23 protein-coding genes are annotated in these 23882 nt (G+C 72.6%); 11 read left to right on the top strand and 12 right to left on the bottom strand.

Going from position 1 to position 23882, the window contains the following annotated elements; genetic code table 11:
• Window positions 1–3 precede the first annotated feature (3 nt).
• Entirely contained in the window at window positions 4–699 is a 696-nt protein-coding gene (locus ACZ7MF_RS35810; protein WP_471482366.1) for a GntR family transcriptional regulator, read from the bottom strand.
• Window positions 700–836: 137 nt separating this feature from the next.
• Between ACZ7MF_RS35810 and ACZ7MF_RS35815 the strand changes: the two genes are divergently transcribed.
• Window positions 837–2159 (top strand): MFS transporter, encoded by a 1323-nt coding sequence (locus tag ACZ7MF_RS35815; protein ID WP_471482367.1) that lies wholly within the window; start codon window positions 837–839, stop codon window positions 2157–2159.
• Window positions 2156–2989 (top strand): putative hydro-lyase, encoded by an 834-nt coding sequence (locus ACZ7MF_RS35820; protein ID WP_471482368.1) that lies wholly within the window; start codon window positions 2156–2158, stop codon window positions 2987–2989. The genes ACZ7MF_RS35815 and ACZ7MF_RS35820 overlap by 4 nt, the downstream gene beginning before the upstream one ends.
• 380 nt (window positions 2990–3369) lie before the next feature.
• On the opposite strand, the gene ACZ7MF_RS35825 is transcribed toward ACZ7MF_RS35820, so the two are convergent.
• Window positions 3370–4788: a HEAT repeat domain-containing protein gene (locus tag ACZ7MF_RS35825; protein WP_471482369.1), complete on the bottom strand. Its 1419-nt coding sequence runs from the start codon at window positions 4786–4788 to the stop codon at window positions 3370–3372.
• Window positions 4789–5122: 334 nt separating this feature from the next.
• Window positions 5123–5515 carry an ankyrin repeat domain-containing protein gene (locus tag ACZ7MF_RS35830; RefSeq protein WP_471482370.1) on the bottom strand — a complete coding sequence of 131 codons (393 nt, stop codon included), beginning with the start codon at window positions 5513–5515 and terminating at the stop codon, window positions 5123–5125.
• 201 nt (window positions 5516–5716) lie between these two features.
• Between ACZ7MF_RS35830 and ACZ7MF_RS35835 the strand changes: the two genes are divergently transcribed.
• Window positions 5717–5911: a hypothetical protein gene (locus tag ACZ7MF_RS35835; protein ID WP_115741101.1), complete on the top strand. Its 195-nt coding sequence runs from the start codon at window positions 5717–5719 to the stop codon at window positions 5909–5911.
• A gap of 52 nt (window positions 5912–5963) precedes the next feature.
• Window positions 5964–7736 carry a hypothetical protein gene (locus ACZ7MF_RS35840; protein WP_471482371.1) on the top strand — a complete coding sequence of 591 codons (1773 nt, stop codon included), beginning with the start codon at window positions 5964–5966 and terminating at the stop codon, window positions 7734–7736.
• Window positions 7737–7896: 160 nt separating this feature from the next.
• Here ACZ7MF_RS35840 and ACZ7MF_RS35845 read toward each other — a convergent pair whose 3' ends face one another.
• Window positions 7897–9399 (bottom strand): SCO1417 family PLP biosynthesis transcription factor, encoded by a 1503-nt coding sequence (locus ACZ7MF_RS35845; RefSeq protein ID WP_471482372.1) that lies wholly within the window; start codon window positions 9397–9399, stop codon window positions 7897–7899.
• 101 nt (window positions 9400–9500) lie between these two features.
• Between ACZ7MF_RS35845 and yczE the strand changes: the two genes are divergently transcribed.
• The 4 genes from yczE (at window position 9501) to ACZ7MF_RS35865 (ending at window position 13019) form a co-directional block, all read left to right on the top strand.
• Complete coding sequence (yczE, locus tag ACZ7MF_RS35850; protein WP_471482373.1) at window positions 9501–10193, top strand: membrane protein YczE; 693 nt, start codon at window positions 9501–9503, stop codon at window positions 10191–10193.
• Entirely contained in the window at window positions 10190–10957 is a 768-nt protein-coding gene (locus tag ACZ7MF_RS35855; RefSeq protein ID WP_471482374.1) for a glycerophosphodiester phosphodiesterase, read from the top strand. Before yczE ends, ACZ7MF_RS35855 begins: the two co-directional genes overlap by 4 nt.
• 54 nt (window positions 10958–11011) lie before the next feature.
• A complete protein-coding gene (locus ACZ7MF_RS35860; protein ID WP_471482375.1) occupies window positions 11012–12367 on the top strand; it encodes an MFS transporter in 1356 nt (451 codons plus the stop codon).
• Between the two features lie 277 nt (window positions 12368–12644).
• Window positions 12645–13019, top strand: a complete 375-nt coding sequence (locus tag ACZ7MF_RS35865; RefSeq protein WP_003977404.1) for an RNA polymerase-binding protein RbpA — start codon at window positions 12645–12647, stop codon at window positions 13017–13019.
• 103 nt (window positions 13020–13122) lie between these two features.
• Here ACZ7MF_RS35865 and fxsA read toward each other — a convergent pair whose 3' ends face one another.
• The 4 genes from fxsA to ACZ7MF_RS35885 form a co-directional block, all read right to left on the bottom strand.
• Window positions 13123–13707 (bottom strand): FxsA family membrane protein, encoded by a 585-nt coding sequence (fxsA, locus tag ACZ7MF_RS35870; protein WP_471482376.1) that lies wholly within the window; start codon window positions 13705–13707, stop codon window positions 13123–13125.
• 46 nt (window positions 13708–13753) lie between these two features.
• Entirely contained in the window at window positions 13754–14677 is a 924-nt protein-coding gene (locus ACZ7MF_RS35875; protein WP_471482377.1) for a polyprenol monophosphomannose synthase, read from the bottom strand.
• Window positions 14678–15202: 525 nt separating this feature from the next.
• Window positions 15203–16807, bottom strand: a complete 1605-nt coding sequence (locus ACZ7MF_RS35880; RefSeq protein ID WP_471482378.1) for an amidohydrolase — start codon at window positions 16805–16807, stop codon at window positions 15203–15205.
• 89 nt (window positions 16808–16896) lie between these two features.
• On the bottom strand, window positions 16897–17337 hold the full coding sequence (locus ACZ7MF_RS35885; RefSeq protein ID WP_104633953.1) for an Lrp/AsnC family transcriptional regulator: 441 nt from the start codon (window positions 17335–17337) through the stop codon (window positions 16897–16899).
• 267 nt (window positions 17338–17604) lie between these two features.
• On the opposite strand from ACZ7MF_RS35885, the gene ACZ7MF_RS35890 reads away from it, so the two are divergent.
• Window positions 17605–18042, top strand: coding sequence for a hypothetical protein (locus ACZ7MF_RS35890; RefSeq protein WP_471482379.1), 438 nt, complete (start codon window positions 17605–17607; stop codon window positions 18040–18042).
• Window positions 18043–18206: 164 nt separating this feature from the next.
• Window positions 18207–18524, top strand: coding sequence for a hypothetical protein (locus ACZ7MF_RS35895; RefSeq protein WP_373906267.1), 318 nt, complete (start codon window positions 18207–18209; stop codon window positions 18522–18524).
• Here the strand turns inward: ACZ7MF_RS35895 and ACZ7MF_RS35900 are convergent.
• A complete protein-coding gene (locus ACZ7MF_RS35900) occupies window positions 18487–19659 on the bottom strand; it encodes an acyl-CoA dehydrogenase (RefSeq protein ID WP_471482380.1) in 1173 nt (390 codons plus the stop codon). The genes ACZ7MF_RS35895 and ACZ7MF_RS35900 overlap by 38 nt on opposite strands.
• Window positions 19660–20050: 391 nt before the next feature.
• Here ACZ7MF_RS35900 and ACZ7MF_RS35905 point away from each other — a divergent pair, with 391 nt between their 5' ends.
• Entirely contained in the window at window positions 20051–21304 is a 1254-nt protein-coding gene (locus ACZ7MF_RS35905; RefSeq protein WP_471482381.1) for a glycoside hydrolase family 18 protein, read from the top strand.
• 97 nt (window positions 21305–21401) lie between these two features.
• Here ACZ7MF_RS35905 and ACZ7MF_RS35910 read toward each other — a convergent pair whose 3' ends face one another.
• From ACZ7MF_RS35910 to ACZ7MF_RS35920, 3 genes are all read right to left on the bottom strand, one after another.
• Window positions 21402–22064, bottom strand: a complete 663-nt coding sequence (locus ACZ7MF_RS35910; protein ID WP_471482382.1) for a TetR/AcrR family transcriptional regulator — start codon at window positions 22062–22064, stop codon at window positions 21402–21404.
• Between the two features lie 82 nt (window positions 22065–22146).
• A complete protein-coding gene (locus ACZ7MF_RS35915; protein WP_106977898.1) occupies window positions 22147–22287 on the bottom strand; it encodes an SCO1431 family membrane protein in 141 nt (46 codons plus the stop codon).
• Between the two features lie 119 nt (window positions 22288–22406).
• Window positions 22407–23798, bottom strand: coding sequence for a peptidase C39 family protein (locus ACZ7MF_RS35920; protein ID WP_471482383.1), 1392 nt, complete (start codon window positions 23796–23798; stop codon window positions 22407–22409).
• Window positions 23799–23882 lie beyond the last annotated feature (84 nt).

The raw sequence follows: 23882 nt of genomic DNA on the forward strand, positions 1-23882 counted from the left end.
TGGCTACCCCTCGTCCCCGACCCGGCGCAGGTAGACCTCCACCACGCGCTTGAGCGAGTTCTCCAGGTAGACCGCGAGCAGTCGCGCCGCCGTCTCCCGCTCGCCGCTCTCCAGGGTCGCGAGGATTTCCGCGTTCCGGGCGATGTACGGCTCGTGCAGGCGCCGGGGGTCGTCCACGACGTGGAAGGCGAGGCGCAGTTCGGCGAAGACGCTGCGCATCAGTTCGTCGGTGCGTTCGCTGCCGGCGAGGGCCACCAGTTCCCGGTGGAAGTGGATGTTGGCCGTACCCACGCCTTTCCAGTCACCTTCGCGGGCCGACCGCCGCCCGTCCTCGACGGCCTCGGCGAGCCCGTCCAGCGGGTACGGCGGGTCGCCGAGGCCGCGGACGACGGCGCACTCCACCAGGGAGCGGGTGCGGTAGATGTCCTCGACGTCCTCGACGGTGAGGACCCGGACGAAGACGCCCCGGTTCAGCTCGTGGACCAGTAGCCGTTCGTGTGTGAGCAGGCGGAACGACTCGCGCAGGGTGTTGCGGGAGACGCCGAGGGCGCCGCCGATGCTGTCCTCGGACAAGCGGGTCCCGGGCGGGAAGTAGCCCTCGGCTATCCGGCTCCTGAGGATGTCCGAGACCCGCTCGGCGGTGCTGGTGCGCCCGAGGAGGGCGCGGTCGTCGGCCAGTCCCGTCAACTGCTCTGCCATGCCCGGAATTCAATCGCAGATACCAGAACGAAACAACAGGGGTATTGAGGGATCGTTGAACGATCCCCTACGGTGCCCAAGTACCGTCGCTGTACCGCTCGACCAGCACCCTCCGTCCTCCCACTGCGAGGTGCACCATGAGCACTCCTCCTCCCCCACGGATCCTCCCCTCCGGTACCCGTCCCCCCGACACGGCCGAACACGCGCCGGAAGCGGGCCCGTTCGGCTGGCTGCGCGCCCTCGGTCCGCGGGGCCGCCGCGCCTTCGGCGGCGCTTTCGGCGGCTACGCCCTCGATTCCTACGACTACTTCACGCTGCCCCTGACCATGGTCGCGCTGGCCGCGTACTTCGGTCTGGACAGCGGCCAGACCGGGCTGCTCACCACGGTCACGCTGGTCGTCTCGGCCGTCGGCGGCGCGCTCGCGGGTGTGCTGGCGGACCGCGTCGGCCGGGTCAGGGCGCTGCTGCTCACCGTGATCACCTACGCCGTGTTCACGGTGGCCTGCGGTTTCGCGCCCAACTACGAGACACTGCTCGTCTTCCGCGCCCTCCAGGGCCTCGGCTTCGGGGGCGAGTGGGCGGTCGGCGCCATCCTGGTCGCCGAGTACGCGAGCCCCAGGCACCGCGGGCGCACGCTGGGCGCGATCCAGAGCTCCTGGGCCGTGGGCTGGGCCCTGGCGGTGCTCGTGTACACGCTGGTCTTCTCACTGGCCGGGGACGACCTGGCCTGGCGTGTGATGTTCTGGACGGGCGCGCTCCCGGCGCTGCTCGTGGTGTGGGTGCGGCGCAGCGTGCAGGACGCGCCGCGGGCCGCCGAAGTCCGGGAGAGGGGAGCCGGCAAGGGTTCGTTCGCGGCGATCTTCAAGCCGGGCACGGCGGACTCACCGGGCCTGTTGCGCGTCACGCTCTTCGCGAGCCTGCTGTCCACCGGCGTCCAGGGCGGCTACTACACCCTCGCCACCTGGGTGCCGACCTATCTGAAGGACGAGCGCGACCTGTCGGTCGTCGGCACCGGCGGCTACCTGACGTTCCTCATCTCGGGCGCCTTCCTGGGCTACCTCACCGGCGGTGTGCTCACCGACGTGCTGGGCCGCAGGCGCAACATCTGGCTCTTCGCGCTGCTGTCGGCGGTCTGCATCCTGGCGTACGCGAACATCCCCAGCGGCGCCGACACCCTGCTCCTGGTGCTCGGTTTCCCGCTCGGCTTCTGCATGTCGGCCATCTTCAGCGGGTTCGGCTCGTATCTGAGCGAGCTGTACCCCACGGCGGTGCGGGGCGCGGGCCAGGGCTTCACGTACAACACCGGACGCGCCGTGGGCGCCGTCTTCCCCACCACGGTCGGCTTCCTCGCCGACAGCTGGGGCGTGGGCGGCGCACTGGTCTTCGGTGCCATCGGCTACGGCATCGCGGCACTGGCCCTGCTGGGGCTGCCGGAGACGCGCGGAAAGGAACTGGCATGAACCGTCCGCACCCCGCGACCGGGGACCGGCCACCGGCCCTCGTCGACGAGCACGCGCACGCGTGGAGCCCGAAGACGGCCCGCGCCCGCTTCCGGAAGGGGCTGACCGGCCCCACGGCCGGGGTCGCCGCCGGCCACACCCAGGCCAACCTGATCTCGGTGCCCGCCGACTGGGCCTACGACATGCTGCTGTTCTGCACCCGCAACCCGCAGCCCTGCCCGGTGCTCGACGTCACCGACGCCGGGTCCTGGACCACCGTGCTCGCCGACGGCGCCGACCTGCGCACCGATCTGCCGCGCTACCGGGTGTGGCGGGACGGCGAGCTGGTGGACGAGCCGTCGGACGTGCGCGAGCACTGGCGGGACGACCTGGTGACGTTCCTGATCGGGTGCAGTTTCACCTTCGAGTGGGCGCTGGCCGCGGCCGGCGTCCCGATCCGCCACGTCGAGCAGGGCCGCAACGTCCCGATGTACGTCACCTCCCGCGCGTGCCGTCCGGCCGGGCGGCTGCGCGGCCCGATGGTGGTGTCGATGCGTCCGGTGCCGCCCGCGCACCTGTCGGCGGCGATCCACGAGAGCGGCCTGCTCCCGGCGGTGCACGGCAGCCCCGTGCACTGCGGCGACCCGTCGGCGCTGGGCATCGACGACCTGGACCTGCCCGACTTCGGCGAGGCGGTGGACCGTGAGCCGGACGACATCCCGGTGTTCTGGGCCTGCGGAGTGACTCCGCAGGCGGCGGTCATGGCCTCGCGGCCGCCCTTCGCGCTCACCCACGCGCCGGGGCAGATGTTCCTCACCGACGCCCGTGACGAGCAGTACCGGGTGGCCTGACCGCCGGTGCCACGACACGGCTCGGGACGGCCGCTGCGCAGGGCTCCTGCCGGGACCTGGCAGGTTTCGGGCGGCGCGCGCGCCGGACGTGCCGCCCGCCGGGCCGGCGGACACGCGCTTCGTGGCGGTACGCCGACGCCGAGACGGCCACGCGCCACCGGCCGGGTCACACCCGGCCGGGGTCTCTCCGTCGACCGCGGCGCCGCCCGGCCACCCGGCATCGACCGGGCACCCAGAAACGCCTCGACGGCCGCGAAGGCGCCCCCGCCCCGCGATCGGTGTCCCCGCGATCGGCGGCGACGGCGCCGTTCACCCGGCGCGGCCCCGCGCTCGAGCCGCGCGGCCTGCGCGGCTGCCTGCCGCGCCGGGTGCCGGGGCTGTCACACGGTGGGCGCGTCCGGTCCGAAGCGGCTGCGGACCGCCGTCTGGACCTCGTCCTCCTCGGCCGGGTCGGTGGCGAGCCTGCGCAGCCGTTCGACGACGCGGTTGTCTCCGGTCTCGGCGTGGCGGGCGGCGAGTTCGCGGGTGGTCTCCTCGCAGTCCCACAGGCACTCGATGGCGAAGCCCGCCGCGAAGGACGCATCCGTGGCGGCCAGCGCGCGGGCGGCCCGGCCGCGCAGGTGGGAGGAGGCGGTTTCGCGGTAGATGTGGCGCAGTACGGGCGCGGCGCAGGCGATGCCGAGCCGTCCGGTGCCGTCGACGAGGGTCCACAGGGTCGACGCGTCGGGGCCTTCGCCACGTACCGCCTCCCGCAGCGCGGCGAGCACGAGATCGCGGTCCTGGGCGGCGCCCCGGCAGGCCAGCACCCGTCCGGCGGCGGCCCCCAGGGCGTCGGGCCGGTGCACCCAGCCGCGGGCCCGGTCGACGGCGGCGAGGCTGCGCATGCGCTCGTACGCGGCGACGGCGGCCTCCACGACGGGGGTCGAGCCCGTCGCGACGGCGCCGTCGATCAGATCGAGGACGTCCGGGTCGTTGCTGTCGGCGAGATAGCGCAGGGCGGTGCAGCGGGCGCCCTCGGTGCCCGACCGCGCGGCCTCGACGATCTCGGGCCGGTCCTCGGGCCCGGCGACGGCCGTGAGGCAGCGGGCGGCCGGCACATGGAGCGGGGTGCCGCGCTCGATTCCCTGCTCGGCCCACTCGAAGACGGCGCGCACGCTCCAGCCGGGGCGCGGCCCGGAGGAGTTCATCTGGCGCTGCCAGCGGTCGAAGCAGCCCGTCTCCTGGGCGGCACGCACGCGCGTGGCGATCGATTCGCGGGGGTCGTCGGCCCACAGGCGCCAGGGCCTGGGTTCGAAGGCGTCCCGTACGGCGGCGGCCAGCTCGGCCTCGCCCTCGGCGTCGCGCGGGAAGCGGGCCAGGACGGGCGCGGCGAGGGCGCGCAGTCCCGCGTCGTCGTCGCGCAGCGCCAGCTCGTCCAGGGCCCACGCCCAGTTGACGCCGTGGGCGGCGTACCGGCGCAGCAGCTGGAGCGCGTCCAGCCTGCCGTAGGAGGCGAGGTGACCGAGAACGGCGAGGGCCAGCCCGGTGCGCGACTCGTCGGCGTCCAGGACGTCCTCGGGGTCGAAGAGATGGGCCTCGATCGCGTCCAGCTCGCCGTTCAGGTCGAGGTAGAGGCGGGCGTAGTAGAGGGAGCGGTTCTCGACCTGCCAGTCGTGGCGCGGGTCGTGGAGCACACAGTGGTTCAGCGCCGCGAGCGCTTCGGCGCGCGGAGCGGTGAGCGCGTGCAGCGTGCCGTCGCCGCGACCCCGCTGAAGCAGGCCGAGCAGCGTACCGCTGGGCGCTATGACCGGATCGAACATGGGAAACAGCCTCACATCAAGCGTCGACGCAACCGGGGAGCACGCGTTACCTGGCCGTGCGCCAACACGTCGGAGCGCCCGCCGTCTCTTGCTTGCTGAAGACCATGTTCCTCTGCCTCTCGTCGGTGGCCCTTGCGGGCCGAGTCACGGCCCGCGCGGTGCGGCAACACCTGCCCAGCCATCACGTCCGTGAACCACGTCGTCATGATGGCCCGGCGGTCACATCTGCCGCGACCGAAATTTCGGCGGCCCTGTACCGCCTCCCCCGTTTTCGGTGTTTTCCCTGGTCAGAAAATGTGGAGCGGGTCCGGACAGGACCCTCTCCACCGCCCCGTCACCGGGCGCCGAACAGCTCCAGCAGGTCCGTCCGGGCGAACATCCGGGCCGTGTCGACGGCCGACGGGGTGCCCGCCGCCGGGTCCGCGCCCGCCTCCAGCAGCGCCTTGGTCACGTCGATCTCACCCTTGAAGGCGGCTCCGGCGAGCGGCGTCTGACCCCGGTCGTTGACACGGTCGGCGTCGGCGCCACGGGTCAGCAGCGCGCGCACCGCGTCGCCGTGGCCGTGGTAGGCGGCGAGCATGACGAGGGAGTCGCCGCGGTCGTTGGTGAGATCGGCCGGGACGCCGGCGTCCACGTACGCCACCAGCTCCTCGGTCCGCCCCTGCCGGGCCAGATCGAAGATCCTGGTCGCCAGCTCCACGACCTCGGGGTCGGGGGCTTCACTCATCGGCCGGACCACCTCTCACTGCGAACATTCGGCAAATCGCCAGGGTACTGGCTCGCGGCGCACCCGAGCGGCCCAAGGACCTCTCCGCCACCTGGGGTAATTCCGGCGAATTTCGCCCGTTTGCACCTTTTATCGTATGGATACATGCTGTGAGCCTGGAAGTACTCATGGTGACTGTCCCCGTGAACCAGGAGAACTCACATGATCCTCTCGATCTCAGGCGTGGTCCTGCTCGGCATCGTCGTCTTCATCTTCTTCCGCAAGGACGGCCTCAAGGCCTCGCACCTGCTGGTCGCCGTACTGTTCGGGTTCTACCTCGCGAGTACGGCCATCGCCCCGAGCATCAAGGCGGGCGGCGAGAGCCTGGCGGGCCTCCTCGGCGGCATCAAGTTCTGACGACCCGCTCCCCCGCCCGACATCCGCACGTACGCACCTCCAGGAGGCAGCAGTGGCCCGGCGGCCCCTCCCCCGCATTCTGAGCAACGGCGGCGCACAGCTCGCCCGGAGCCGGGAGCTGGCCCGGACGGCGGCCGACAGCGCCACCGACGTCCTCCAGCCGCTGATCACGATCGCCCGCGGTCTGCGCCGACTGGCCGCGGCCGCGCGGCGCAGATGGACCGAGACCCCCAAGGACCGGCGCGGCGCGCTGCTGTTCCTGGTGGCCTCGGTGGTCCTGGTCGTGGCGCTCGTGCCGTACGGCCCGCTGCTCGCCGTCATCGTCCTGATGGCGGCGGCAGCCTGGCAGGGCAGGGATCGCACCCCTCCTGCGCCCACGGTCACGGACGACCAGCGGGCCGGGCGCCTCCAGTCGCTCTACGAGGCGCTGGTCCCGTACTTCTCGATCGCCGAGGACCCCGACCCCCTGTACGCCCACGGCGGGGGGTGGGAGAAGGCGTTCCCGGCCCACGAGTTCGACGAGGACGGGCGCGTCGCCCATCTGGTGATCCGCTACCCCGCCTACTTCACCGACGGGGAGGCGGAGTCCCGGGCCCGGATCGAGCACCTGCTCACGGCGAAGTCCGGCCGGGGCCGGGAGTACCGCTTCACCTGGGACGAGGAGGCCAACCACCTCTCCGTCGACGTGCTCGCGGCGCTCCCCACCGACATCGCCGCCCAGCGTTTCGTGACGGCGCCCGGCGAGACCGTCCTCGGTTTCACCGACCCGACGCGCGTCCAGCGCACGCTCCCGCTCACCCACGGCGCGGAGCAGCGGGACGTACCGCCGGTCGTCTGGCGCACCGGCATCCGCTCGACCGAGCCCCACCTGCTGGTCCTGGGGCAGCCCGGCACCGGCACGTCCACCCTGCTGCGCTCGGTCGCCCTCCAGGCGCTGCACCACGGCGACCTGCTGATCGTGGACGGCGGCGGCACCGGGGAGTACGCCTGCCTGGTCGGCCGGGACGGCGTCCTGGCCGTGGAGTGCGGCCTCACCGGCGCGCTGACCAGCCTGGAGTGGGCCGCCGCGGAGACGGAGCGGCGGCTGATCTCCGTGAACCGCGCCCGTCAGCAGGGCCTCGCGGCGCCGGACGACACCCGGCGGCCCCTGTGGGTCTTCCTGGACCGTCCGACCGCGTTCACGCACCTCGCCGCCACGGGCGGGCGCCGGGACCCGCAGACCCTGCTCCAGGTCCCGCTGCGGCACGGCCGGGCGGCGAACGTGACGGTGGTCGTCGCCGACCAGCTCGACGCCCTGGACGGCCTCACCGACGCCGTACGGCAGCACACACGCGCGCGTGTCGTGCTCGGCCCGGCCACCGCGGACGAGCTGGCGAACGCGCTGGGCGCTCCCCCGCACACCACTCCGCTCGACCAGGTCCCGCCCGGCCGGGGATACGCCCGCCTGGGCACCGGCCCGGTGCACCGCCTCCAGGTCCCGGCCACCCCGGACCCGTACGACGACGCGACGAGCGAGGCCCACCGGCAGGCGGTGCTCGACCTGCTCCCCCCGCGCACGACACCGGCGGACGGGGAGCAGGCGCCCCTGCCCCCGGAGGCGGAGGCCGAGGTGGAAGCGGAGGCCGAGGCGAAGGCGAAGACCGTCTCCATGGAGAAGGAGGACGCCCCGGTCCGCGTGGTGGCGAGCGAGCCGGAGGCGACCGCGGCGGACGCGGAGCCGACCCCGGTGCCGGCGGAGAAGGCCACGGCCGGGACGCCGGCCGAGCCCGCAATCGCACCCGCTGAGACGGTCCCCGCCGACGCGGTCGCGGCGGAGACCTCCTGACACCCCGGCCGGGACGACGCACCCCACCGCCCGTCCCGGCCCCTGTCACCTCTCCGTCGCCCGTCCGCGTCCCACCCCTCTCGCGGATCGGCGGCCACGGCGCCCCCGGCGGGGCACCCCGCGGCGGGTGCGGCACGCACGCACGCCGTGGTCGATACGCCTAGGCCACGAACGTCCGCGGTGCCTCGCCGCCGCCCCCGACGCCGCCGCTCTCCACCAGCCGGGCCGCCGCGGCCAGGCGTACCGCCGCCTCCTCGGCCACCGCGCCGCCGACCGTGAACGGCAGTCGGACGTACCCCTCGAAGGCACCGTCGACCCCGAAGCGCGGCCCGGACGGGACGCGGACGCCCACCCGCTCCCCCGCCTCGGCGAGCCGGGATCCCGACAGGCCCCCCGTGCGCACCCAGAGGGTGAGCCCACCGCGGGGCACCTCGAACTCCCAGTCGGGCAGCTCCCGGCGCACCGCCGCCACCAGTTCGTCCCGGTTCTGCCGGGCCTGCTCACGGCGCACCGTCACGGCCTGCTCCCAGCCGCCCGTGCTGAACAGCCAGTTCACGGCGAGCTGCTCCAGCACCGGTGTGCCCAGGTCGGCGTAGGCCCGCGCGGCGACCAGGCTGCGGATCACGTCGGGCGCGGCACGGACCCAGCCGATGCGCATCCCGGCCCAGAAGGCCTTGCTCGCGGAGCCGACGGTGATCACGGTGGAACCGGCCGGGTCGAAGGCGCACACGGGACGTGGCATCTCGACCTCGTCGTCCAGCCACAGCTCGCTCATCGTCTCGTCGGCCACGAGCACCGTCCCGGCCGAGCGGGCCGCGTCGACCAGCCGCCGCCGCTGGTCGTCGTCGGCGAGCGCGCCGGTGGGGTTGTGGAAGTCGGCGACGACGTAGGCGATGCGGGGCGCGGCGTCGCGCAGTACCTGGCGCCAGCGGTCCACGTCCCAGCCGGTGAGGCCCTCGGCCATCGCGACGGGCACCAGCCTGGCCCCGGCCTCGCGCATCAGCTGGAGGATGTTGGCGTAGGACGGGGACTCCACGGCGATGCGCTCGCCGCGTCCCCCGAAGAGGTGGCAGATGGCGTCGATGGCGCCCATCGCCCCCGTGGTCACCATGATCTGCTCGGGCATGGTGGGAATGCCCCGCACGGTGTAGCGCTCGGCGATCATCGCGCGCAGCGCGGGCAGCCCGGCCGGGTAGTCGCCGTGAGTGTGCGCGTACGGCGGCAGCTCTTCGAGGGCGCCCTGCACGGCACGGGTGAGCCAGGGCTCGGGTGCGGGCAGCGCCGCGCATCCCAGGTCGATCACCGAGCCGAGCGCCTCGGGGGGCAGCGGTTCGAGTCCGCGCGCCGGCAGCGGGTTCCCGGCCGGTACCGCGGTCCAGCTGCCCGCGCCCCGCCGGGACTCCAGGAAGCCCTCGGCACGCAGGGCCTCGTAGGCGGCGGCGACGGTGGTGCGGCTGACGGTGAGGGCGAGGGCCAGTTCGCGTTCGGCGGGCAGCCGGGCGGCGACCGGGACGCGGCCCTCCAGCACGAGCAGCCGGATGCCGTCGGCGAGCGCGCGGTAGGCCGGCGGACGGCGCGTGCCGGGCCCGGCCGGGCGGTCCTGCTGGGAGCCGAGCAGCCGCGCGAGCTGCCCCGCCCCCACGGCCGAGGTCCACTGCGCCATAGAAATCAGTCCACCTTCCCCGAATTGGCCATGGTTGACTCTTCTTCTCAAGCCACAGGGTGTCATGTGGCAGTCCACTACCACCACCCAGGGGGCACTTCTTGTCCAGGCAGTCCAGGCAGTCCAGGCAAGTCAGGCAGTCCGGGCAGTCCGGGCGACTCGTGCGGCGGCTGACCCAGCTCTACGGCGGTCTGGTCCTGTACGGAGCGAGTTCGGCGCTGCTGGTCAGGTCCGGGCTGGGCCTCGAACCGTGGAACGTGCTGCACCAGGGCCTCGCGGAGCACACCGGGCTGTCGATGGGCGTGGTGCTGACCGTCGTGGGCGCGGCGGTCCTGCTGCTGTGGATCCCGCTGCGCCAGCGGCCGGGCCTCGGCACGGTCTCCAACGTGCTCGTGATCGGCGCCGCGATGGACGCCACGCTGAGCGTCGTGCCGGACGCCCACGGCTGGACGCTGCGGATCGCCGCGATGGTGGCGGGCATCGTCCTGAACGGTGCGGCGACCGGGCTGTACATCGCCGCGCGTTTCGGCCCGGGCCCTCGGGACGGCCTGATGACGGGGCTGAACCGGCGCACGGGGCTCTCGGTGCGTCTGGTGCGGACCGCCGTCGAGATCACGGTCGTGGTGACGGGCTTCGCGCTCGGCGGCACGGTGGGCCTCGGCACGCTGCTCTACGCCGTGTCGATCGGTCCGCTCTCCCAGGTGTTCCTGCGCGTGTTCGCCGTTCCGGCGGCGCCTGACGGCAGCACGGTGGTTGCCGCCGGTCAACCCCGGCGCGCGATACTGCGTCGGTGACCACCCCGATACGCCACCCCTACCTCGACCATCCGGGACCCATCGCCTTCGCCCACCGGGGCGGGGCGGCGAACGGCCTGGAGAACACGCTGCGGCAGTTCCGCCGCGCGGTGGAGGCGGGCTACCGGTACATCGAGACCGACGTGCACGCCACAAGGGACGAGAAGCTCGTCGCCTTCCACGACGCGACGCTGGACCGGGTGACGGACGGGGCCGGGCGGATCGCCGACCTGCCGTGGAAGAAGGTGCGCCACGCGCGCGTGGCGGGCGAGGAACCGGTGCCGCTCTTCGAGGAGCTCCTGGAGGCCTTCCCCGAGGTGCGCTGGAACATCGACGTGAAGGCGGAGCCCGCGCTGGAGCCGCTCCTTGAGCTGATCGGCCGGCACAAGGCCTGGGACCGGATCTGCGTCGGCTCGTTCTCCGAGGCGCGCGTGGTCCGCGCGCAGCGGCTGGCCGGCCCGCGCCTGGCCACCTCGTACGGCACCCGCGGCGTCCTCGGTCTGCGGCTGCGCTCCTGGGGCGTGCCGGTCACGCCGCGCCGCTCGGCGGTGGCCGCGCAGGTTCCCGAGACGCAGTCGGGCATCCCGGTGGTGGATCACCGCTTCCTGCGGGCCGCACACGCGCGCGGGCTGCAGGTGCACGTCTGGACGGTGAACGATCCGGACCGCATGCACCGGCTTCTGGACCTGGGAGTGGATGGCATCATGACCGATCACATCGACACACTGCGCAAGGTCATGGAGGACCGCGGCGCCTGGGGATGAACCCCCGGCTCGCGCCCCGGGGACGGTGCGCGTTCACGGGGAAGCGAGGGCACGGTGGGCACCGACACCCTGCGGACGGATGCGGCGGACGGGGCCGACCCGGCCGCCGAACGGCGGCGCGAGCAGCGTGGCTGGTACTTCTACGACTGGGCGTGCTCCGTCTACTCGACGAGCGTGCTCACCGTGTTCCTGGGGCCCTATCTCACCTCGGTCGCGGAGTCGGCGGCGGACGCGGACGGGTACGTCCACCCGCTGGGCATACCGGTGCGTGCCGGGTCGTTCTTCGCGTACTCGGTGTCGTTGTCGGTGATCGTGGCGGTGCTGGTGATGCCCCTGGTGGGCGCGGCGGCCGACCGCTCGGGACGCAAGAAGCCGCTGCTGGCCGCCGCCGCCTACACCGGCGCCGCGGCGACGACCGGCATGTTCTTCCTCGACGGCGAACGCTATCTGCTGGGCGGTTTGCTCCTGGTCGTCGCCAACGCGGCGCAGTCGGTCGCGATGATGCTCTACAACTCCTATCTGCCCCAGATCGCCCCGCCCGAGGAACGCGACGCGGTCTCCTCCCGCGGCTGGGCCTTCGGCTACGCGGCCGGCTCCCTGGTCCTGGTCGTCAATCTGGTCCTCTACACCGGCCACGACTCCTTCGGACTGAGCGAGAGCGCGGCGGTCCGCATCTGCCTGGCGTCGGCGGGACTGTGGTGGGGCGCCTTCGCGCTCATTCCGCTCCGGCGGCTGCGCGACCGGCGGGCGGTGGCCCGGGAGGCCGCGCTGCCCGGGTTCCGGCAGCTCGCGGCGACCGTCCGCGACATGCGCCGCCGCCCGCTGACGCTGGCCTTCCTGCTGGCGTACCTGGTCTACAACGACGGCATCCAGACGGTGATCTCCCAGGCCTCGGTCTACGGCTCCGAGGAACTGGACCTCGGACAGTCCACGCTCATCGTGGCGGTGCTGCTGGTCCAGGTGCTGGCGGTGGCGGGCGCGCTGGGCCTGGGCCGACTGGCCCGGAGGTACGGGGCCAAACGCACGATCCTCGGCTCGCTGGTCGCCTGGACGGTGACCCTCGCGGCCGGGTACTTCCTGCCGGCCGGGGCGCCGGTGTGGTTCTTCGTGCTGGCCGCCGGGATCGGGCTCGTCCTGGGCGGCAGCCAGGCGCTGTCCCGCTCCCTGTTCTCCCACCTGGTCCCGCCGGGCAAGGAGGCCGAGTACTTCTCGGCGTACGAGCTGAGCGACCGCGGGATGAGCTGGCTCGGGCCGCTGCTCTTCGGGCTGACCTACCAGCTGACCGGGAGCTACCGGGACGCGATCATCTCGCTGGTGGCCTTCTTCGTCATCGGTTTCGTGCTGCTCGCGCGGGTCCCGGTACGGCGGGCGATCGCCGACGCGGGCAACCCGGTACCCGAAAGGATTTAGCACTCGACGCGAAAGAGCTGTAGTGTACGCGTTTGGCCTGCCAGGCGTACCGTTACTGCGCGTCAAAGGTGCCGAATCGCTATGTCACATCTGCCAGCAGAGGTGACAAACCGGACGTCGGCGGGTACTGCACTGGTTGCAAGGCTGCGGCTGCGACGGCGACGCAGGGCCCGGATCGGGAGTCGGGACGGGAATCTTTACCGCCGCCCGGACGTTGACCGGATGACGACGACAGCGACACCTGTCCTGTGGGCGACAAGCCCGGGAGGCACGATTCATGAGTGAGCGAGCTCTTCGCGGCACGCGCCTCGTGGTGACCAGCTACGAGACGGACCGCGGCATCGACCTGGCCCCGCGCCAGGCCGTGGAGTACGCATGCGAGAAGGGGCATCGATTCGAGATGCCCTTCTCGGTCGAGGCGGAGATCCCGCCGGAGTGGGAGTGCAAGGTCTGCGGGGCCCAGGCACTCCTGGTTGACGGCGACGGCCCTGAGGAGAAGAAGGCCAAGCCCGCGCGTACGCACTGGGACATGCTGATGGAGCGACGCACCCGCGAGGAACTCGAAGAGGTCCTCGAGGAGCGGCTGGCCGTTCTGCGCTCCGGCGCGATGAACATCGCGGTCCATCCGCGAGACAGCCGCAAGAGTGCGTAGCGGGAAACCGTAGGCGACACAACCGAACAAAAACCGCGGGTGCCGTACATGAGCTTCATGTACGGCACCCGCGGTTTTGCCCTGCCGAGCCCGGACCGCGGGCTCAGCGCGTCAGCGGAGGGCGGGGGTCCTGCGGCGTGTCGTCCGGGTCGTCCCGTATGACCTCGCCCTGGACGACCTTGCCGTCCGGGTGCTGCATCCGGGCCTGGCGGAAGGCGTCGCCCAGGGTGCCGGGCCCGGCGTCGCGGAGCTTGCGCTCCACCGTCCGCTGGGCGTAGCGGCTGACGCCCTTCTGCACCGGGGGCAGCAGCATGAGCAGGCCGAGCGCGTCCGAGATCAGGCCCGGCAGGATCAGGAGCAGCCCGCCCAGCATCATCAGGCCGTTGCCCTCGCTGTTCGGGCGGGCCTCGGGCGGCATGCCCGCCTGCATGGCCGACTGCTGCTGGTTGAGAGTCTCCGTGAGGTTGCGGAAGGCCCGGCGGCCCGCCGCCTTGATGACCAGGGAGCCGAGGACGACACCGGCGACCAGGAGCAGGAAGACCACGAAGCCGCTGGACGCCCCCGCGACCACGGTCAGCAGCCAGATCTCCAGCACGAGCCAGGCGGCGACGCCCAGCGGCAGGAAGGTGCGCAGCCGGGAGCGCGGAGGCCGGGCGGGGGACCTGGGGGTCTGAGCGCCAGTCGTCATACTCCCAGTGTGCCTGGCCCCGGCTCAGTGCGGCATAAGAGGGCGGTCAGGCCTTGGCGTCGGACGCCTTCGCCGACTCGTCACGGGAATCCCCCGACTCGTCACGGGAATCTGTCGACTTGTCGCCCGAGGCCGTCTGCTGCTCGCTCGAAGCCGTCTGCCCGTCGGCCGCCGTGCCGGACTGCTTGTCGCGGCCGAGTACCTTGCCGACCCTCTCCCCCACGCCCCACGTGGTGACCCGCCACAGGGCCTCCACCAGGATGTCGCGGCTCATCTTGGAGTCGCCGAGTTCCCGCTCGACGAACGTGATCGGCACCTCCACGACGTGATAGCCGGCCTTGATCGCCCGGCGGGCGAGGTCGACCTGGAAGCAGTAGCCCTGGGAGGCGACCTCCTCGAGGCCGAGCCCCTCCAGGGTCTCGCGGCGGAAGGCGCGGTAGCCGCCGGTGATGTCGCGCAGCGGCAGGTCGAGCGCGATCCGCGAGTACATGCTGCCGCCGCGCGAGATGATCTCGCGGGACTTGGGCCAGTTCACCACCCGGCCGCCGGGCACCCAGCGCGAGCCGAGGACGAGGTCGGCGCCCTTGAGGGCGGTCAGCAGCCGGGGCAGTTCCTCGGGCTGGTGGGAGCCGTCGGCGTCCATCTCGATCAGCACGCCGTAGCCGTGCTCCAGGCCCCAGCGGAAGCCCGCGAGGTAGGCGGCGCCCAGGCCTTCCTTGCCCTTGCGGTGCATGACCTGGACGTGGTCGTCCCCGGCCGCAAGTTCGTCGGCGAGCTTGCCGGTGCCGTCGGGGCTGTTGTCGTCGGCCACGAGAACGTGCGCCTCGGGGACCGCCTCGCGCACCCGCGTGACGATCGCCTTGATGTTCTCCGCCTCGTTGTAGGTCGGGATGATCACCAGGGCCGTGCCCAGGGGGTCGAACCGCCTCTCCCGCCCCGCCGCCGCGGGCGTCCCGTCGCCGTCGTTCACCACTGCCCCTTCGTGTCCGTACACAGAGGTCCACCATAATCGCCGCGGCCTGCGCCGACGTGACAGGACGGCCGTACGGTGGTGTCGTTTTCCCGGAACCGGGGTAGGGATGGCCGATTCAGGCCGTTTGTGCGACGGATGGGGGCCCGGCGCCCTTCGGGCCGGCCCGGGACCCGCCGGCTGCGGGTCGACCTAGGCCGTTGTCTACTGAGCGCCCGGGCCCCACCCGGGTCACACCTCCCGACCGGCCGGAACGTTCCCTCGTCGCGGTGCGGGCACTGAGCCTGGCTCCCAGTGGCGGTGCCCCGGTGCGGCACACCGTCCCTGACTCAGCGGCGCCGCGACGCGTATGCGGAAGGTTCCCCGGTCGGGCGTCCGGTGGTGGACCCGGCCGAACCTACCGGCCCCCCGCCGTCGCCTGTCAACAGTCGTTCCACCTGCACCTTTGATGTCAATGCGCAGGTCAGCGCGGAGGAGACGCAGGTCGGGGCCGCGCGAAGATCATCGCCCCGTCGGCCGTGGAGATCACTCGCCCGGCCGTACGAAGACGGTCCGGCCGCCCACCACCGTACGCAGGCAGACGGGCAGGTCCCGGCCGGGGGTGAGGTCGGGCAGGCCGGGGGTGCCGGAGCGCGGGTCGGTCGACCAGCGGGCCACCCGGTCGTCCGGGGCCTGGACCACGAGTTCGCCGGTACGCCACACGGCGTAGTCCGCGGGCACGCCCGGCACCAGGACACCCGCGTCGTCGCGGCCGATCGCCCGCCAACCGCCGCGTGTGTGCGCCGTGAACGCGGCGCGGACGGAGACCCGGTGCTCCGGGGTGCGGTGGAAGGCGGCGGCCCGGACGGTCCCCCACGGGTCGAGGGGCGTGACCGGGCTGTCGGAGCCGAAGGCGAGCGGCACGCCGGCGCGCAGCAGAGCGGCGAAGGGATTGAGCGTGCGGGCCCGCTCGGCACCCAGGCGCTGGGCGTACATGCCGTCCTCGCCGCCCCAGAGCGCGTCGAAGGCGGGCTGGACGGAGGCGGTCAGGCCCAGCTCCGCGAAGGCCGCGACGGTCTCGGGGGTGAGCATCTCGGCGTGCTCGACGCGGTGGCGGGCGGCGCGCACGCGGGCGAGGCCGATCTTGTCGGCGGCGGCGCGCACTCCCTCCACGACGGCGCTCACGGCGGCGTCGCCGATGGCGTGGAAGCCCGCCTGGAGGCCCGCCTCGGTGCAGGCGACGACGTGCGCGGCGACGGCGGCGGCGTCCAGGTGGGCGGTGCCGGTGTGGTCGGCGTCGGCGTAGGGCTGGTGCAGGCAGGCGGTGTGGGAGCCGAGGGAGCCGTCGACGAAGAGGTCCCCGGCGGCCCCGACGGCGCCCAGTTCCCGCGCCTTGTCGACGTCCTGTTCGGCCCAGTAGCCGATCACCCGCGGCCCGGGCTCCTCGGCGGACAGGCGCAGCAGGCCGGTGAGGTCGTCCTCGGAGGAGATCTCCGGGCCTGCGCATTCGTGAACGGTTCCGATGCCGAGGGAGGCGGCGTGCGCGAGGGCGGCACGCTGGGCCGCGGTGCGCTGGGCGGGGGTGACGGCCCCGAGGGCCGCGGCGCGTACGGCGTGGTGCGCGTCGCCGGTGAGCGGGCCGTCCCCGGGTGCGGGGTCGCCGGGCGCCAGGTCGAGCAGGGCGGTGGTGACGACGGCCGAGTGGACGTCGATCCGGCTGAGGTAGAGGGGACGGCCGCCGGCCGCGGCATCCAGTTCGGCGCGCGTAGGAGGCTGCCCGTCGGGCCAGCGCGCGGCGTCCCAGCCGTGACCGAGGAGCACGCGGTCGTCCGGGCGGGCGGCGGCGAAGTCCCGTACGAGGGCGAGGGCCGCCTCGCGGGTCGGGACGCCGGACAGGTCGAGCCCGGTGAGGGCGAGGCCCGTGGCGGTGGTGTGCACGTGTGCGTCGGTGAACGCCGGGGTGACGAGGGCGCCGTCCAGGTCGATCACCTCGTCGACCCCGTCCGCGAAGGCGTCCGCGGCGCCCTCCGAGCCGACCCAGGCGACCTGGCCGCGTTCGACGACCATGGCCGTCGCGAAGGGGTCGGCGGGACTGTGGACCTCGCCGCGGCGCAGCAGGACGGTCGAGGACGGGGTGGTGGACTCACTCATGGACACCAGTCTCGCCCCTCGCGGGGGCCGCCCGGCAGCCGGGGCGGCCGGGCGCGCGGCCGTGGCCCCACGCTCACGCGCGGGCGCCGTCAGATGCGCGGCGGACGGGACTCGTAGGGGGTCGAGAGGACCACGGTGGTGCGGGTCGAGACGCCGGCGAGGGAGCGGACCCGGGCGAGCAGTTCCTCCAGCTCGTGCGGGGTGGCCACCCGGACCTTGAGGATGTAGTTCTCGTCGCCCGCGACGCTGTGGCAGGCCTCGATCTCGGGGACCCCGGCGAGGCGGTCCGCGATGTCGTCGGGGGCGCTGGGGTCGAACGGTTTCACCGAGATGAAGGCGGTCATCGGCAGCCCGACGGCCTCCGGGTCGACGACCGCGGCGTAACCGCGGACGACGCCACGCTGTTCCAGCCGCCGCACCCGCTGGTGCACGGCCGACGTGGACAGGCCCGTGGCCTTGCCCAGGTCGGTGTAGCTCATCCGCCCGTCCTTGACGAGCAGCTGCACGATCTGTCGGTCCAGCTCCTCCATGGCGCAAGAACCTACAGTGCCGTTGACCTCCTCGGACACCTGATCAGTCCGGGTCATGCCCCGTTCGTGATGTGACGGGTCGTCGGAGGGGGCCCGGGTGGGGACAAACCCGCCGCACGGGGCATCTGCGAGCGGCATGTGACGAAGACCACACTGGTTGAACGTTCTCCGTGATGTTCTCGTGATTACCCCGGAGGGGGGACGGGAAGTGCTTGCTGTGGTCGAGGCCGCAGTGCCGTCACGGCCCAGCCCGAGGGGGAGAATCCCATGCAGAGTCTTAAGCGCCCTGGTCGTACCACGCCCAAGCGGCAGCAGCCGGTCGTCGAACTCGCATCGGAGGGCGTCGAACCCGACGCCTTCGACGACGAGGAACTCGACACCTACGACACCTTCGAGATGTACCGGGTGTTCTGCCCGGACTGCGCGCAGCCCATCGCCCTGCTGGCGGACGAGGAGACGCTGCCGGAGCACGCCCTGTGCGCCTCCCCGTGGAACCCGTTCGGGCTCACGGTCTGCGCCGGCACCGGCCGCAGGGCCACCGAGGCGCGTCCCGCGGACGACTCGTTCCGCCCCCACGAGCAGGACACCGCCCTGCTGCTGACGCTCCCCCGGGGCCTCGACTGGCGGACCCAGCCCTTCTCCCACGTCGGTGGCCCGGGCTCGCGCCCGATGCGGGTGCCGACGATGCGGCGGGAAGCGGCCTGAGGCGCCCGGGCACCCGGTTCGGGGGGCTCGCCCGCCCCTTCCGTCACCCCGCCCGCGCCGCGGCTCACAGGATGCCGTGGCGCGGATCGGTGGCGGACGCGCACGAACTCACTCTCGATTGCGTCCGCCGGTGACCTGTCCGCACTTCGGCGCGTTGCCCGGGTATGACCCCCACGTACTCGTCGACCGGGAGTCGGCGCCGCGTGTTCGTGCCGGTGCCCGCGGGACCGGTTCCCCCGGCCCCGCAGATCCCGGACCCGCCGATCTACCGTGAGCTGATGCGGACCTGGGCCGACGGTGGCCGCACCCTGCCCGGACGCCACGACCCGGAGTGGGTCAGACTCGCGGAACCCCCGCGCGGCCTCGGGGACTTCTTCGCCACGGGTGACTTCTTCACCACCGGCGACTTCCGCGTCGGCGGCGACTTCGCCGTCGCCGCCGACCTCACCGCTCCTCGGGACCCGCGAGGTGACGGGCGATGACCATCCGCTGGATCTGGTTGGTGCCTTCGACGATCTGCAGCACCTTGGCCTCGCGCATGTACCGCTCGGCCGGGAAGTCGGCGGTGTAGCCGTACCCGCCGAGGATCTGCACGGCGTCGGTGGTGGCCCGCATCGCCGTGTCGGTGCAGTGCAGCTTGGCCATGGCGGCCTGCTTGGCGAACGGCAGCCCGGCGTCGCGCAGTCGGGCCGCCGTCAGGTACAACGCCCGGCCGGCCTCGATCTGCGTCGCCATGTCGGCGAGCATGAAGCGCAGCCCCTGGAAGTCGGCGATCGGCTTGCCGAACTGCCGCCGTTCGGCCGCGTAGGACACCGCCTCGTCCAGCGCCGCCTGGGCCACACCGATCGCGCAGGCGGCGATGCCGAGCCGGCCGGATTCGAGCGCGGACAGGGCGATCGCGAAGCCCTGCCCCTCGTCGCCGAGGCGCCGGGCGTCCGGCACCCGTACCCCGTCGAGGTGCACCTGCGCGGTGGGCGAGCCCTTGAGCCCCATCTTCTTCTCCGGCACCGCGGCGCTCAGCCCCTCGGCGTCGGCGGGTACCAGGAAGGCGGTGATACCGCGGGGTCCGTCCTCGCCCGTGCGCGCCATGACGGTGTAGAAGTCGGCGATGCCGCCGTGCGTGATCCACGCCTTGGTGCCGGTGATCACCCAGTGGTCGCCGTCGCGCACGGCCCTGGTGCGCAGTGAGGCGGCGTCGGAGCCGGAGGCGGGCTCGGAGAGGCAGTAGGCGCCGAGCAGACCGCCGCCGAGCATCGCGGGCAGGTGCTCGGTCTGCTGCTCCTTGGTGCCGTAGGTGGCGAGCGCGTAGGAGGCGAGCGTGTGCACGCTGACGCCGAGGCCGACGGTGAGCCGGGCCGCGGCCAGCTCCTCCAGGACCTGGAGGTAGACCTCGTACGGCTGCTCGCCGCCGCCGAACTCGGCGTCGTAGGGCAGTCCGAGGAGGCCTGAGTCGGAGAGGAGGGTGAAGACCTCGCGCGGGAAGCGTCCGGTGTCCTCCTCCTCGGCCGCGTTCGGGGCGATCTCACGCTGCGCGATGTCGCGGACGAGCGAGATCAGGTCCCGTGCCTCGTCCGTGGGCAGTTGCCGGTCCACCGGCTGCGGGGCGCGGTCGGGCATGGCGACGCTCTCCTCCCTGTCGGGCACATCGGCGGACGTGCGCCTTGGGTGGAGGCGGCTCCGCCGGGTCGTTCGGGCCTGGCCGATGCTCGCACTCCCGGGTCGCGGAAGCGGCTGACCAGCGGCTGTGCGCTGTGAGTATGCCCGATCGGAGGCATGGAGTCACCAGTTAACGACCGCTTACTCAAAGAATTCCGAGAATGGCTCCGGGCGGACCGTCGGGGGACGGGACACCGACTGGATTCCGGCTGGATTCCGACTGCGGGACTCAAGAATGGTCCGAACCATTGACCACACTGGTCTAGTCCTCCTACGGTGACGGACCGAGCGCATTACCGCGTTCATGCCAATCGGCGCGCGTTTCCCTCATCCCCCCACGAGGAGACACCCGATGCACGTCCCGCACCTCCCCCGCGTCCGCCCCATCCGGGCGCTGTTCTCCGCCCTGTGCACCGTCGCCCTCGGCGCCGGTCTGCTGGCCGGGGCCGGCCCCGCCACGGCCACCGCCGCGCAGGCCGAGGCACCCGCCGCGCAGGCCGCGGCCGGGTCCAAGGTCGTCGGCTACTTCACCGAATGGGGCGTCTACGACCGCAACTACCACGTCAAGAACATCGAGTCGTCGGGCTCCGCCGACAAACTCACCCACATCAACTACTCGTTCGGCAACGTCACCGGCGGCAAGTGCGCCATGGGCGACGCCTACGCGGCGACCGACAAGGCCTACACCGCGGCCGACTCCGTCGACGGCGTCGCCGACACCTGGGACCAGCCGCTGCGCGGCAACTTCAACCAGCTGCTCAAGCTGAAGCAGAAGCACCCCGACCTGAAGATCCTCTGGTCGTTCGGCGGCTGGACCTGGTCCGGCGGCTTCGCGCAGGCCGCGCAGAACCCGGAGGCGTTCGCCCAGTCCTGCTACGACCTGGTCGAGAACTCCAAGTGGGCCGACGTCTTCGACGGCATCGACATCGACTGGGAGTACCCGAACGCCTGCGGCCTGAGCTGCGACACCAGCGGCCGCGACGCCTTCCCGAAGCTGATGGGTGCCCTGCGCGCCAAGTTCGGCCAGGACTACCTGGTCACCGCGGCGATCACCGCTGACGCCACGGCCGGCGGCAAGATCGACGCGGCGGACTACGCCGGGGCCGCGCAGTACGTCGACTGGTACAACCCGATGACGTACGACTTCTTCGGCGCCTGGGACGCCACCGGGCCGACCGCTCCGCACTCGCCGCTGACCTCGTACGCGGGCATTCCGAAGGAGGACTTCCACACCTCGGCGACGATCGCGAAGCTCAAGGGGCTCGGCGTCCCGCCCTCGAAGCTCCTGCTCGGACTCGGCTTCTACGGCCGCGGCTGGACCGGCGTCACGCAGTCGGAACCGGGCGGCACCGCGACCGGCCCGGCGAAGGGCACGTACGAGAACGGCATCGAGGACTACAAGGTGCTGAAGACCAGCTGCCCCGCGACCGGCACGGTGGGCGGCACCGCGTACGCCAAGTGCGGCAGCGACTGGTGGAGTTACGACACCCCGCAGACCATCGCCGGCAAGATGGCGTACAAGAACGAGCAGGGTCTCGGTGGCACCTTCTTCTGGGAGCTGAGCGGCGACACCGCGAACGGTGAGCTGATCAAGGCGATCGACTGAACCACCTGGCGCGTACGGGGGGCGAAGGGGCGGGGACCTGCTCGGGTTTCCGCCCCTTCGTCGGCGTCGTCCCGGTCGTCAGGCGTCGTCGCGGTCGTCAGGCGTCGTCGCGGCGGGCCGGGGCCGGGGCCGGGTAGGCGGGGTCCAGTTCCTCGATGGCGCGCAGCGTGCCGCCGAGCGACTTCACCAGCAGTTCGCGCATGGTCTCGCGGGGCAGTTCGGACCGGCCGATCCAGTCCAGGGTGGCGCCCTCGACGCTGCACACCCAGGCGAGCAGGCCCATCCGGGCCAGCGGACCGATGTCCGAACGGCCGTACGCCCCTTCGGCGATGGTGGCGACGATCGCCTCCCGCACCCCGTCCCGGATGCCGTGCACCTCGGTGTCGAAGCCGACTCCGCCGCTGACGATGGTGCGGTAGGCGGCCTGGTTGTGCTCGGCGTAGCGCAGATAGCCGTCGATGGTGCGGTGGACGCGGTCCACCTGCGGCAGTTCGGTGCCGCGCGCCGCGGTGGTGACGAGGCCTGCGACGGAGTCCTGGATGATCGCCAGGTAGTAGCCCCGCTTGGACTGGAAGTAGTAGTAGATCAGCCCCTTGGCGACATGCGCCTGGCGGGCGATGTCGTCCATCGAGAGCGCGTCGTAGGACGTGTCGGCGAACAACCTCCGCCCGATGGCGATGAGTTCGGCGCGGCGTGCCATCGAGCGCTCGGTGCCGCGAGCCCGGGGACGGGCCTCGGCACCTTGTTGACTGATATTCAATTTCGACCCTGGTCTCCTACGGGCAGCGGGACTTCCGCAGTATGGCAGGTCGGGTCGTGGGGCAGGTCACACGCGGGTCACGTCACAGAAGGCCCAGCTGAACCACGAGCATCGCGACCACCACGACGAGGGTCCAGCCCATGACGTGTTCCAGGATCTTCGGGCCGTCGTCCTTGGGGCCGCCGGTACGGACGCGGGTGGCGGCTGCGCTGTGTGCGGTCATGGCTTCTCGCTGATCTCGGGTTCGGCTTGGCGGAGTCCCCCCGCTCACGGTGTCCACCTTGCCACCGTGAGCGGCTTTTGCGGCCGAGAGCTTGGTCACAGCGGTGCGGCCCGGTCCGCTCAGCGCACGCCCACCGCCGCGAGGGCCTTGCGCTGACGCGGGCCGGGGTGGGCCGGGAAGTACAGGTAGCAGACACCGCCGGTGCCGGAGACGACCTTGCCACTGGCGTTGTACCGCTTCGTCCTGAGCCAGATGTTCTCCCACTCGCGCCGCTTGTAGACGCGGCGGACGGCGTCGTTGTCGTCCGAGGCCGGATCGTTGGCGATCACGTCGCCGTCGGCGGTGAAGCCGATCACGGTCATCAGGTGGCCGGAGGTGCCGTACCCCGATCCGGTCAGCTCCTCCTCCAGGAACGACTGGGACGTTATGGCCGGGATGCCGGCCGCGATCAGCGTCTCCAGGTCGGTGAGGGAGCCGAGGCGGGTGACCACGCCCTGCATGCCCTTGAACGTGGCGGCGTAGGCGGCGTTGAAGGGCCAGTTGCCGCAGCCCTCGTACTGGTTGTCGTACGTGTACCGGGCGGCGTGGCAGACCTGCGGGTCGGCGTAGGAGGGGTCGACCCAGGCGAGCTGGTCCTCGGTGAGGCGCCCGCCCCAGTACTCGATGATCATCTGCGAGGAGGTGGGGCTGCACCAGGCCTCACCGCCGTTGTCGTACTCCGGGTACTGGCCCTTGTGGATCTCCTGCGAGTAGCGCGGGACGCGCAGTTCCCCGGCGTGCCCGGGGGCGGACGCCGGCACGGTGAAGCGGTCGGGGACGTCGGATCCCATCGCGCCGAGCCGCCAGACGGTGGGTGTGGTGCGGGTGCCCGGGCGGCGGTGCAGGGTGAGCCGGAGCCGGTAGGAGACCAGGCGCAGGCCGGTGGAGGCGTCGTCGACCGAGAAGGTGTCGGTCCAGATGCTGCTCCTGCCGTCGCTCTGGTCGTCGACCGAGGTCCGCGCGATGTCGTCGGCGCCGTCGCCGGCCGTCCAGCGGCCCATCACGTACCAGGGCGTGTCCGTGCCGTCGGAGTAGGTGCCCTTCAGTTCGACCTGGATCCAGGTGCCGCCCGGCGTGTGCGCGTTCCAGGAGGCGATGACCTCCGTCGAGGGGACCGCGAGCCGGTGGACGGGTGAGGTCCAGGTCGCGTACTCCCAGGCGGCGGTGGTGCCGGTGTGCGGGTCGGCGTAGTCGACGGTGCCGGCCGGGGCGCCGATCACGACGCCCGGGCGGGCGCCCGCGACGGGCCGGGCGCCCCGCACGGTCCCGCGCCGCCAGTCGCCGAAGGTGGTCCAGGCGCGGTAGTCCACCGGCCGCCGGGCGTCGTCCCGGCCGCGGTCCGCGGCGCCACCGCCGGCACTCGCGCCGGACGCGGCCCGGGCGGTCGCCGGGATCGCTCCGCCCGTCACGGCGGCCGCGGCGACGGCTGCGGCCAGGAGGGTTCTGCGGGACGGCTGTTCGACTCTGCTCATGAGCGGGAGACCCCCAGGTGTCCGGGTCGGGCGGGTCCGTCGTTGCACGGTCGTGCGCCAACTATGGCCGCAGATGCCCGCTCC

Source organism: Streptomyces sp. NPDC111628 (assembly GCF_055635195.1).